The 12056-nt window shown below is 61.5% G+C and carries 10 protein-coding genes and 1 tRNA gene; 7 read left to right on the top strand and 4 right to left on the bottom strand.

Annotation, left to right across the window (positions count from 1 at the left end):
• Nucleotides 1–4: 4 nt before the first annotated feature.
• The 3 genes from F4Y38_15700 to F4Y38_15690 form a co-directional block, all read right to left on the bottom strand.
• Nucleotides 5–2425 carry an FtsX-like permease family protein gene (locus tag F4Y38_15700; GenBank protein ID MXY50723.1) on the bottom strand — a complete coding sequence of 807 codons (2421 nt, stop codon included), beginning with the start codon at nt 2423–2425 and terminating at the stop codon, nt 5–7.
• A 417-nt stretch (nt 2426–2842) separates the two neighbouring features.
• Nucleotides 2843–2915 (bottom strand) — tRNA-Phe (locus tag F4Y38_15695).
• Between the two features lie 142 nt (nt 2916–3057).
• Nucleotides 3058–3861, bottom strand: coding sequence for a hypothetical protein (locus F4Y38_15690; GenBank protein ID MXY50722.1), 804 nt, complete (start codon nt 3859–3861; stop codon nt 3058–3060).
• Between the two features lie 270 nt (nt 3862–4131).
• Between F4Y38_15690 and F4Y38_15685 the strand changes: the two genes are divergently transcribed.
• The 3 genes from F4Y38_15685 (at nt 4132) to F4Y38_15675 (ending at nt 6774) form a co-directional block, all read left to right on the top strand.
• Entirely contained in the window at nt 4132–5037 is a 906-nt protein-coding gene (locus F4Y38_15685; protein ID MXY50721.1) for a hypothetical protein, read from the top strand.
• Between the two features lie 13 nt (nt 5038–5050).
• Nucleotides 5051–5617 (top strand): HEAT repeat domain-containing protein, encoded by a 567-nt coding sequence (locus F4Y38_15680; GenBank protein MXY50720.1) that lies wholly within the window; start codon nt 5051–5053, stop codon nt 5615–5617.
• A 98-nt stretch (nt 5618–5715) separates the two neighbouring features.
• Nucleotides 5716–6774, top strand: coding sequence for a tartrate dehydrogenase (locus tag F4Y38_15675; GenBank protein ID MXY50719.1), 1059 nt, complete (start codon nt 5716–5718; stop codon nt 6772–6774).
• 7 nt (nt 6775–6781) lie between these two features.
• On the opposite strand, the gene F4Y38_15670 is transcribed toward F4Y38_15675, so the two are convergent.
• Nucleotides 6782–7801, bottom strand: coding sequence for a dihydrodipicolinate synthase family protein (locus tag F4Y38_15670; GenBank protein ID MXY50718.1), 1020 nt, complete (start codon nt 7799–7801; stop codon nt 6782–6784).
• A 209-nt stretch (nt 7802–8010) separates the two neighbouring features.
• Here F4Y38_15670 and F4Y38_15665 point away from each other — a divergent pair, with 209 nt between their 5' ends.
• The 4 genes from F4Y38_15665 to F4Y38_15650 all read left to right on the top strand — a co-directional run bounded on the left by F4Y38_15665 (nt 8011) and on the right by F4Y38_15650 (nt 12056).
• Nucleotides 8011–9342 carry a (Fe-S)-binding protein gene (locus tag F4Y38_15665; protein ID MXY50717.1) on the top strand — a complete coding sequence of 444 codons (1332 nt, stop codon included), beginning with the start codon at nt 8011–8013 and terminating at the stop codon, nt 9340–9342.
• Between the two features lie 62 nt (nt 9343–9404).
• Nucleotides 9405–9629, top strand: coding sequence for a zinc ribbon domain-containing protein (locus F4Y38_15660; protein ID MXY50716.1), 225 nt, complete (start codon nt 9405–9407; stop codon nt 9627–9629).
• Nucleotides 9630–9725: 96 nt separating this feature from the next.
• Nucleotides 9726–11285, top strand: a complete 1560-nt coding sequence (locus F4Y38_15655) for a leucyl aminopeptidase (protein ID MXY50715.1) — start codon at nt 9726–9728, stop codon at nt 11283–11285.
• Nucleotides 11286–11288: 3 nt separating this feature from the next.
• Nucleotides 11289–12056 carry a phosphodiesterase gene (locus tag F4Y38_15650; protein MXY50714.1) on the top strand — a complete coding sequence of 256 codons (768 nt, stop codon included), beginning with the start codon at nt 11289–11291 and terminating at the stop codon, nt 12054–12056.

Genomic DNA, 12056 nt, shown 5'->3' with positions numbered 1-12056 from the left:
CGGTTCACTCGTGCTGCAGGGCGTCCACGGGATCGGTATGGGCGACGCTGACGGCTCTGTAGCTTACGGTAAGCATGGTAACGGCGATGGCCAGTGCCGCGGCGAGCACGAATATCCAGGGAGAAAGGTCCGTACGGTACGCGAAGCCGTCGAGCCAGTCGTTCATCACGAAGTAAGCGATGGGCCAGGCAATGAGGTTGGCATATACGACCAGCCGGACGTATTCTTTCGAAAGCAGCGCGACGATGCCGGACGCGGATGCCCCCAGCACTTTCCGCACCCCGATTTCCCGGGTTCGCTGTTCCGCCGTGAAGGAAGCGAGTCCCAGCAGACCCAGGCACGCGATGAAGACGGCCAGTAAGGAAAAGCTGCGGAAGATGCTTCCCTGCCGTACTTCATTCTGGTACAGCCGGTTGAAGTCCTCGTCGAGAAACGAATACGTGAACGAATCGTCCGGATAGATCTCGCGCCAGCTGTTTTCCAGGAATCCCATCGTTTCGGCCACGTCATCCGGCGCGATCCTGATCGCGAGATAGTGGAGCGGATCCGGGCCGGGCGCCAGCTGCAGCATCATCGGTTCGATGCCGCTGTGCAGCGACCGCACGTGGAAGTCCCGCACGACGCCGATGACCCGGCCGTCCTTGAAGTTCCCCAGGCGGATTTTCTTGTCGAGCGGAGCGCCTTCCCAACCCAGCCATTTCACGGCGGCCTCGTTGATCACGAACGCCTGCAGCGTATCCGTGGGGAAGGATCTGGAAAAATCGCGTCCCGCCGTGAGTTCGATGTTCATCGTGCGGATGAAATCGTGATCGATCCACATGTTGTTGATGCGGACCAGTTCCTCTTCCGGCGCGCCGTCCGGCGTGAAGAGGATGTCGTTCACCAGGCCGCCCGGCATTTCGTTTGCCACCGTAACGCCCAATACGTTGGGATAACTGCTGATTTGATCCTTGTAGGCATTGTATATCAGGCGCTGTCTGGGATCTCCGAGCGGCATGACCACCAGTTGTTCTTTGTCGAATCCCAGGTGTTTGTCCTGCACGAACCGCATCTGGTCCGCTACCGCGCCCGTGCCGATGATGAACACGACGGAGATCACGAATTGCAGCACGACCAGTATCTTCCGCAGGTTCGTGTTCACCGTACCCGCCCTGGAGGAGCCCTTCAGCACGGAGACGGGTTGGAACGACGACAGGAACAGCGCCGGGTAGCTTCCGGCCAGCGCACCGGCCAGTACCACGATGCCGATCAGGCCGAATGCCATGCTCATATCGTCGAAGGCAAAGACCAGGACCTTGCCGGCCAGGGCGTTGAACGCGGGAAGAAACGCGTAGACCAGACCCACGGCAAGGAACAGTGAAATTACCGCCATGATCGTGGATTCGCCCATGAACTGGCCGATCAACTGAACGCGGAACGCCCCCAGCACCTTGCGGATGCCGACTTCCCGGGCGCGGCCGGCAGATCGGGCCGTCGCCAGGTTCATGAAGTTGATGCAGGCGATCAACAGGAGAAAGAACGCAACGGCCGAGAAGATGTAGATGTAGGCGATATCGCTGTTAGCGCCGAGTTCCCCGTCTAGATTCGAATGCAAATGTATGCTGGTCAGCGGTTGGAGTTCGGCTTCGATCTGCGCGTTGAACTGGTTCAGGGCCGGTCCGTAGCGCGATTCGATGAACTCCGCCAGTTTCGGATCGAGGGATTCGGGCGGGATACCTTCGGCGAGTAGAAGGTAGGTATACAGGTCCGGACCGAAGTTCTGCGTATTCCTGCCGTAATCCGTTCCCCCGTAGATGGGGTTGACGTTCAGGGTTTCGAAGGATCCCAGGAAGCCGAAGGTCATATGGGAATTGCGCGGCACGTCCTCCATAACGCCAGTAACGGTCAGGTCGTACGTGTTGTCGATCCGGATCACCTTGCCCAGGGCATCCTCGTCTCCGAAGTACCTGGCCGCCGTGGATTCGGTCATGACCACCGTATTGGGGGCGTTCAGGGCCGTGTTCGCGTCGCCGCGCACCAGGTTGAAGTCGAACAGATCCAGGATGCCGGGATCCGCGAAGTAGAAACCGGGTTCATTGAACCGTCTGTTGCCTTCCACGTACGTGACCTGCCAGGAGACCAGCGGCGCCTTGATGCGAGTGAATCCTTCGACTTCGGGGAAGGCGTCGGTCAGCATCCACCCCCAGGCCGTCGGACTTCGCGCGGTGCGGGTTTCCGCCCTGTCCGGCGTCTCGATCGCCATGGTGAGCCGGTAGATGCGGTCGTGCCGGGACGCGTACCGGTCATAACCGAGTTCGTTTTGGACGTATAGCAGGATCAGGATGCAACAGGTCATCCCGACCGCGAGGCCCATGACGTTGATTAAGGCGTATCCTTTGTGGCGCAGGGCGTTACGATAGGCAATCGTGAGGTAGTTGCGGAACATGATCGCGTGGTATCCTGTCTCGAGCGGGAACTCGGGTGAATCGGCGCGTTAGCGCGGCTTCGGTACGCATTCGACGTGCTTGATCGGCCGTTCATACGGACTGATGTCGATCGTTTCGACTCGATCGGCCGTTAATGCGGACTGATGTCGATCGTTTCGACTCGTTCGGCTCAAGAAAGGTTGCAGTGGAAACAGGATCCGGGGCTTGCGAGCGTGGCAACTGGGGTTTGCCGGTCCCGCCAGGGGAGCGCACCGGGTACGGCACGCTGGATGATGTGGTCTGTGGACCCGGCCAGTACGAACCACGCCGGCGCGGTCCAGGTCTGGACGGGGCTCACCGGCGCGGGCCATGCCGGTGCGGGCCACGCCAGCCAGTAGGCCCGTTTCGAAGCGGGATATTCGTTGTATTCTGGAAAATGCCGAGGGACAGAGTCGAACTGTCGACACATGGATTTTCAGTCCACTGCTCTACCGCCTGAGCTACCTCGGCAATCGTCTCGGGCAAAGCCAGTCAAAATTAGCGGCGACCACGGGGAAAGTCAACAGAAATAACCCTGGAAAAGCGAAAATCCGGTGTGGCGGTTTTGGGGGAAACTTCGGGGGAAACCGAGGGGCTGAACACGGTCTTCCGGCTACTTGCCTTCGACCGTGCTGTCATCGAAATGCAGCATGAATTCGATGTAGTCGAGTTCCCGGTCGATGGCTTGCCGCTTGGTGACGATGGTGTTGGTGGCCAGGTAGTGCGCCAGGCCGCGGAACTCCTTGCGGACGCGGACGAGACGGTTGCGGAGATAAGGCACATTGGGGTTGTCGCCGGGCATGGCCAGGATCTCTTCGTAGAGCCTTTCGATTCTCCCGTCCGTGTCGATCAGGGGATTGCGGACCTCGTCGATGTAGTCCTGGTCGTGGCATTCGCCGCAGGGCGCGGTGATGGACACCATGTCGATGTGCACTTCCGTCACGTCGTGGCTGTTGTGGCAGGTGACGCATTCGGGTTCGAAGTCATTGGCTTCGAACAGATCCCCGTGGGCACTTTCCCAGAAGCTCTCCAGGGCCTCGGGGTGGCAGCGTCCGCAGTCTTCCGGGATGGCTTCGGGCAGCGGTGCGTCCATGAACCCGTTCTGCTCGCCCATGGCCACGGTGAGTATGGTGCTGGTGGGATCGCCCCCGTGGCACGTGTCGCAGAAGACGCCGCGCCAGGCATGTATGCTGCCCTGCCACTCGGCGACCTGCCTGGCGAGGGGTTCACCCAGACGCTGGTGGCACAGGGCGCAGTTGTCGGTCATCCGCGTCTCAAGCTTCTGCCAACTCGTAACGGGAGAATCGGGGGTGCGTTGAAAATCGGGGGTGCGTTGCCCGCGGGCCGTGGGCAGAATCACGCCAAGCACGAAGGTCAGCATGATCAGAACGGCGGCGGTCCGGAGTAAAAAGGACACTCGGCGTGCTTTCTGGGTTGTGGTTTACGACCAACTGTAGATACGACACTGCAAACGGAATAGTATACACCATACAGCATTTCCCACTTCAACAAAAAAGCTCTTCCAATGGTAATGTTCGCCAGGCCTGCGATCAAGCACTAACCGCAAACGACACCCCCGGACGCGGGACAGATTTCCCTTTACACAAGGCGCTGGAATCCTATCTTTACCTGTGCTTTTTTCATCTATGAATCCGGTAAAACACTCCTTGAATACGGGGAATCTCGAATGAAACTGGTTCAATTCTACGAACCCGGCCAGGAGTCCGGCGTGGGCATCTTCCAGGACGACCAGGTCATCGACCTTTCAGAGGTCATGCCGGAGGTGGAGACCGTCAACGACCTCCTGTACGTATCCGGAACGGCTCGTCTCTCGCTTTCCGAGCTCGTCGAACGCGCCATGAACGACTACGACGGCCAATTGACCGGGTTTACCTACGAATCGCTCGACGTTACGCCGGACGTGGGCGTCCCGCACCTGATGGTACCGATCTTCTCGCCCGAGGTGTGGGGCTTTGGCGTGACCTACAAGCGGAGCGCCGAATTCAGGGACGACGACGCCCAGCAGACCATTTATGACCAGGTATACCAGTCCGACCGGCCCGAATCCTTCTTCAAGGCCACCGCGTCCCGTTGTTCCGGACCCAACGCGCCCATTTGCGTGCGCGGCGACTCGAACTTCACCGCCACCGAGCCCGAACTGGCCTACGTGCTGGGCGATGAAGGCGAAATCGTCGGCTACACCCTGTGCAACGACGTTTCGGCCTGGGATATCGAGAAGGCGAATCCGCTCTACCTCAACCAGTCCAAGATCTACCAGGGCTGTTGCGCGCTCGGACCCGCGCTGGTCACCGCGGACGAGATCGACGATCCCTACGATATCGACATTCATTGCCGGATTCTGCGGGACGACGCCGTCGTGTTCGAGGGAGAGGCCAACACTTCGCAGCTGGCGCGCAGTTTCGAGGAGTTGAACGAGTACCTCTACCGGGACAACCTGATCCCCGCGGGTACGGTCGTTTCCACGGGCACGGGCATCATCGTGCCGAACGATCTGGGACTGCGAGAGGACGACATCGTGATGATCGCCTCTCCCCAGATCGGCGTGCTCTCCAATCCCGTGCAGCAACTCTGACCAGGACAAAGCGATGGGCAGACGGAACAGCGGACTCAACCGTCACCAGAAGGCCTGGCGGAAGCCGGGCGAGGAACGCGTGAGCCGTGAAGACATCGCGGAACTCCTGCGCCTGTCCGAAAGCGGAGATCCCGAAGACCGTATCGTTGCCGCGACCTACATGTGTCCGTGCCACGTCCGTCACCGAAACGAGGAAGTCTGGAAGGCGCTTTACCGGATGATGGAGGATGAAGACGCCCGGGTCCGCCGGCGGGCATGGCATACGCTGGAGGACGGAGGCTGTCCCACCGATCCGGCCTTCGAACCCATCGTCCGCCGTGCGCTGGATACCGAAACGGACCGTCAGGTGCTCGGATTCGCGCGGCAGTTCGCCAAACCGTTTCTCAATGAAGACATGGTGTCCCGGATCCGTGAGGAAAAGCCGGCTGGCAGGCATCCAAAGCTGACCGGCAAATGCGACTTCTGCGGCAGGACCCGGGTGCCGGTTTTACAGGACTACGAGACGGAGATCCCCGCGGGCGGGATGACCCGCGCCGCGTGGATTTGCGAAGAATGTTCCGCCGGAGGCGTCGACTCCTGAACAGCGCACATGCCTTGCTGCCTCGACCTGAGTGAAATCCCCCTGATCCACGCTTCCCTGACGACTAACCCTGGAAAGGCACATCGGTTCATTCTAACATGCCCAATTATGAAATCGCCGTGATCGGCGGAGACGGCGTCGGTCCCGAAGTCATCGAGGAAGGCATCAAGGCGCTCGAAGCTCTGGGGGCCCCGGCCTTTCGTTTCACCCGTTTCGACTGGAGTTCCGATCGCTACAAGCGGACGGGAAGGTTCATTCCCGAGGGCGGGCTGGAACGGCTCGCGACCTTCGACGCCATTTTCTTCGGCGCGGTCGGCGACGAGGAGGTGCAGGACCACATCACCCTGAACAACCTGATTCTCCCGATTCGGCGCAGATTCGACCAGTATGCCTGCGTCCGGCCCGCCTACCTGTACGCGGGCGTGCAGTCTCCCCTGGCGGGAAAGGGGGCCGGCGACATCGACCTGGTGGTCATCCGGGAGAATACCGAAGGGGAATACGCCGATATCGGAGGGCGGGTGTATCAACGGACCGACCAGGAGGTCGCGGTTCAGACCTCAGTCTTCACGCGGCACGGCACCGAGCGCATCATCCACTACGCCTTCGAGGAAGCGCGGCGCCGTGACGGCCGGCGCAAGGTCACGTCCATCACGAAGTCGAACGCCCAGGGCCATGGCATGGTTTTCTGGGACGAGGTATTCGACAGCGTGAAGGCGGAGTACGGAGACGTCGAGACCGAATCCCTTCTCATCGACGCGGCGGCCATGGACTTCGTGCGCCGGCCCCAGGATTTTGACGTCGTGGTGGCCTCGAACCTCTTCGGCGACATCCTGACCGATATTTCGGCGATCACCGTGGGCAGTATGGGGCTTGCGCCCAGCGCGAACCTGAACCCCGAACGGATTCATCCCTCCATGTTCGAGCCGGTCCACGGGTCAGCCTTCGAACTCATCGGAAAGCGCCAGGTCAATCCCATAGCCACGATCCTCGCGGCGGCCATGATGGTCGAGTTTCTGGGTGACGAAAGGGCCGGAGCGGCCATTCGCGAAGCGGTATCGGAGAACCTCGCCGAAGGGCGGGTTCGCACGCCCGACATCGGGGGCGGGTCGAGTACCGTGGAAGTGGGCGACGACATCGTCAGGCGACTATCGAAATGACGGTCCGTTACACGAGACCGAGTTCGGCCACGGTCCCGCGCAGTGCTTCCCGTTGTTTCATCGACAAGGGTCTTCCCGGCGGTCGCGCCGTCCCGCATTCGATGCCCAACCGCTCGCTGAGGGCCGCCTTGGCTACCGAATGGAACTCGCCGCCGCACGCGCCCAGAGAGACCCACACCCCGCTGGCGCGGTCCTGCGCGGATTGGGCCCGTACGAGATCCCCCGCACGGTAGGCCTTCCAGATTTCCACCCAGTATTCCGGCGCTATAACCGGCGGTCCGTCCACACAGCCCGTAGCGCCGATCGTCAGGGCCGGGAGCATTAACTGGTGGTTGCCTACCAGGCAATTCAGCCCCATGGCCGAGAAGCTGCGCACGTTGGCAAAAACCTGCGACGAGTGCTTGAGTCCGGTCAGTTGCGGCACCTTATCCTGGATCTTCTTCATCAGTGCAGGTGTGATCTCCACGCCCGTGGACTGGGGCAGGTTGTAGACGAACAGGGGAAGGTCCGCCGCGGCCGCTACGACGCGGTAGTGTTCGGCGATGGCTTCGTCGGTCCGGCCATAGAAGAAAGGCGGCACGCAGCAGATGGCCTCCACCCCGGCGCCCGCGGCATGTTCGGCCAGCCGGGCCGCCCTTTCCGTGGTCGCGGCGCCGACATGCATGATATTGTTTACCCGGCCCCGGGACTGGTCCGCGGACGCCGTAGCGATCCGCATGTTCTCCTCGTCGCTGAGCAGGATGCTTTCCCCCGTCCCGCCCGCGATCCAGAATCCGTGGACACCGGCCTCGATATTGAATTCCATGACCCGGCGGAACGCCTCTTCATTGAAACTGCCGTCGCTGTGCATCGGGGTGATGATAGCGGGCAGAATACCTTCGAACGCGGACATGCAATCGGCTCCTTCCTGTCGACTCGTAGTTTTTAATAAAGACGGTTTTACGTAATGGATGTTCCCTGGTCGCGCAACAAGAGTGGGAGCGTCAACGAGCGTCGACACGCTGAAGCGCAACAGCGCGCGTATCATGAGAAGGTAAATCGAACGGAGGATTTTGGAAGGGTTATTTCACATTGCGGAATGGCCATAAACTGCTTGACAATATACGGTTAAACTATAGTTATACTACGATCATCACCCGGCCGAAAAGGCCGACCGATGCGAATAGACCGGCCGATGCATCCTTCCAAATAGGCCGGCCGGTGCACCCTCCCGCGCAAGAACGGAATCCGCATAGCATGAGCACGCAGAACAGACTGGTACACGAATACGACAAGTTTCTGGATTGCGTGCACTGCGGACTGTGTCTTCCCGCCTGTCCGACCTATACCGAACTCGGTGTGGAAATGGACTCCCCCCGCGGCCGCATCCACCTGATGCGGGCCTACGCGGACGGGCGTATCGAACTGACGGATCACTTCGAGACGCACATAAGCGGGTGCCTGGACTGCCGGGCCTGCGAAACGGCCTGTCCCGCGGGTGTCCACTACGGCAGCCTCGTGGAAGCAGCCCGGGCGGAGATCGTCGAGAAGCGGCCGCGGCCCTTGCTCGGCCGGCTTTTCCGGAACCTGGTGTTCGAGCGTCTGCTGCCGTCCCGATTCCTGCTCTCCGTGGTTTTCCTGCCTTTACGCTGGTACCAGGCGCTTGGCATACAAAAACTCGCGCGCAATCTGGGCCTGACGAAATGGCTACCTTCCCGCCTGAGCGGCATGGAGGCCATGATGCCTGACATGCCCAGCGCTTCGATGAAGGCGGAGCTACGGCCGTTCTCTCCTGCACGGGAGACGGCGGCCTACCGGGTGGGGCTGGTTACGGGATGCGTGATGAACGAGATGTTCACCCACGTAAATACCGCTACGGTCCGCGTGTTGAACGAAAACGGGTGCGACGTGGTCCTTCCCGAGGCCCAGACCTGCTGCGGCGCGCTGCAGGTACACAGCGGCGAGCGCGTGGTGGCCGAATCACTGGCCCGCAGGAACATCGATGCTTTCGAGCGGGCGGAAGTGGATGCCGTCATCATCAACGCCGCGGGATGCGGCGCGCAGTTGAAGGAGTACGGCGACCTGCTGGCCGCGGATCCGGACTACCACGACCGTGCCCGCGTCTTTGCGGACAAGGTCAAAGACGTTCACGAGTTTCTCGCAGGGATACCCGTCAAGGAGGACATGGGACCGGTCCGGGCACGGGTCGCCTATCACGATGCCTGCCACCTCGCCCACGGACAGCGCGTCCGCGAAGAGCCCCGGGACCTGCTGAGCCTGATTCCCGGCCTCGAGCTCGTCGAACTGGAAGAATCGGACTGGTGCTGCGGCAGCGCCGGCATTTATAACATTACCCATCCCGCCATGGCGGACCGGCTGCTCGCGCGCAAGATGAACCACGTCAGGCAGGCTGCGCCCGACGTAGTGGCCACCGGCAATCCCGGCTGCATCCTGCAGATCCGGCACGGCATAAACCGGGACGGCGGTGAGATCGAGGTGCTTCACCCGGTGGAACTGCTCGACCGGGCCTACCGCCTGAAGCACGAGGAAGAAGTGAACGTTCAGCAAGCCGCATCTGACGGAGCGTAACCGGATCAAACGCGAACGGGCTCCGGCCCGGCGCCGCAACCCCAACAGGAGCGTATCCTGCCATGCCAGTCTTTGAATACCACTGCACCCTTTGTGACTTGGATTTCGAAATGCTCGTAATGAACGCGGCCGCATCGGAAAGCATTTCCTGTCCCACGTGCTCAGCTGACGACGTGGTCAAGAAGTTCTCCACTTTCGCAACGGCGGTATCGGCAAAAGACGCCGAGGCAACCCCGGCACCCGTTCCCTCCGCGCCATGTGGACCAGCCTGCGGATGCCATCATTGATCTCATGAATCCCCTTCACTGGACGGCAGTGCACTCGGACTGGTATCCCGATTTGCGGCACGGGACCACGGAACGCTCCAATACGGACAGAAGCGCATGCAAATAGACGTGAAAATCGGACGGATCGGATCGGAAGCCGACACTACTGTGATTATTGGGCTGTTCAAGGAGGAACGGCTCGAGGAGAGCGACGCCGCGGTCATTGAATCCGCCTTGCACCGGTATCTGCGCGACGTGCTGGCACTGGGAGATTTCAAGGGCGGAGACCAGGAAGTCGCGGTGCTGTATCCGCTCGGCCAGGCGCCGCCGGGCCGTATTATCCTCGTGGGACTCGGATCGCGCGATGAATTCTCCCTTGAAACGGCACGGCGCGCATCCGGCGTAGCCGTCAGAAGGGCGCTGAAACTCGGGGTATCCGAACTGTCCATAGTCGTGCACGGACCGGACGGGCCGGACGGATCGGGCGGACCGGGCGGACCGGATGGACCGAATGGACCGGACGCACCCGGCGCACCGGTATTCGATCTTCGGGATTGCGCGCAGGCCACGGTGGAAGGCCTGTTGCTTGGCGCATACCGGTACGAAGACTTCAAATCCGGCGATGAAGATCGACCCGGGCTCGATTCGGTGGCCGTCGTGACGCCGCAACGGGCGCAGGCCTATGAAATCAGGGACGGGATCGAAGCCGGCCAGATAAGCGCCGAGGGAACGACCATGGCACGGGATCTTTCCAACGCGCCCGGCAATGCGATGACCCCGCGCAAGCTGGCCGCCGCCGCCCGGAAGATGGCCGGGGAAACTGGACTGAATTGCCGCGTCCTGACGCGGAAGGACATCGCAAAGGAGCGCATGGGCGCCCTGCTCGCCGTCAACGCGGGCAGCGAGGAGCCGCCTCGCTTTATCGTGCTGGAACATGGTGAAGCGTCCGACGGGACGGATACGCTCGTATTCATCGGCAAGGGCATCACCTTCGACAGCGGAGGTATATCCATCAAATCGAGCGGCGGCATGGAGGAAATGAAGCACGACATGTCCGGTGCGGCCGCCGTGATCGGCGCGATGCGGTCCATCGCCCTGTCGAAACCTTCCCTGCACGTGGTGGGACTCGTTCCGGCCACCGAAAACCTCCCGGACGGCAGGGCGCTGAAACCCGGCGACATCATAACGACCCGCACGGGCAAGACGATCGAAGTGATCAACACAGACGCCGAAGGGCGCCTCGTACTCGCCGACGCCCTGGAGTACGCGGATCGGTACAGCCCGGCCGCGGTGATCGACCTGGCCACGTTGACGGGGGCGTGCGTCGTCGCCCTCGGTTATGCCGCGACCGGGATGATGGGCAACGACGACGGGTTGCAGGACCGGGTACAGTCCGCCGGAGAGGCCGCGGGAGAACGGGTCTGGCCGCTTCCGCTGTGGAAGGAATACCACGACCAGATCAAGAGCCATATCGCCGACGTGAAGAACACCGGGGGACGGTGGGCCGGCGCACTGACCGCGGGCGCGTTCCTGGCGAAGTTCATCGAACGTCCCTGGGTACATCTGGACATCGCGGGGACCGCATATACGGATGCGGGCAAGCCATATTGCCCGAAAGGAGCCACGGGAGTGGGGGTGCGCCTGTTGCTGCAACTGGTAAAGGACTGGAAAAGCTGATCCATGCGCATCGTCCAACTTTCCGATCCCCACATCGTTCCCGCGGAACAACAGCCCGTGCACGGACAGGATACCCTGGAACGGTTTCGGGCCGCCGTGAACGCCGTCAACCGGTTGAGCCCCTCACCCGATCTCGTCGTGATGACGGGCGACCAGAGCAACGACGGAACCGAAGCATCCTACCGGGCCTTAAAGGACATCCTCACCCGTCTTCGTTTTCCCTGTCACATGGCCCTGGGCAACCACGACTACAGGCCGGTCTTCCGGATGATCATGCTGGAAGAGACCGGGGCGGATTCGGCCCCCTATTACTATTCCCTGAACCGGTCGGGCTACCGGATTATAGTGCTCGACACCCAGGACGAGGGCGAGGTTTCGGGAAGGCTGGACGACGACCAGCTGGACTGGATGGAGCAAGAGCTTGCTACCGGCCTGCCATCGGTCATCTGCATGCATCACCCGCCCGTACCTGTCGGCGTTGCCTGGATGGATGAACTGATCCTGTTGGATAACGAGCGATTTCTGCACATCTGCGGGGCCGCGGCCGCGTTGCGTCTGATTCTGTGCGGCCACGTGCACCATGACTTCCGCATGGACCTGGGCTGCGCCACGGTCCTGACGGCGCCGAGTGTGGGCCTGCAGTTTCGGAAGGACCCCGTGATCAGGCCGGACGGCTCCCGCGTCATCGCGACGGACGAGCCCGCGGCCTTCCGCATCGTCGATATCGACGGCCCGCGCTGGAAGACCTCGATACACCAGCTCAGCCAGTAA

The organism is Gemmatimonadota bacterium (assembly GCA_009838645.1).
Taxonomy (GTDB): domain Bacteria; phylum JAAXHH01; class JAAXHH01; order JAAXHH01; family JAAXHH01; genus JAAXHH01.
The sequence above is the reverse complement of the archived record's forward strand: the minus strand, read 5'-3'. Positions and strand labels throughout refer to the sequence as shown.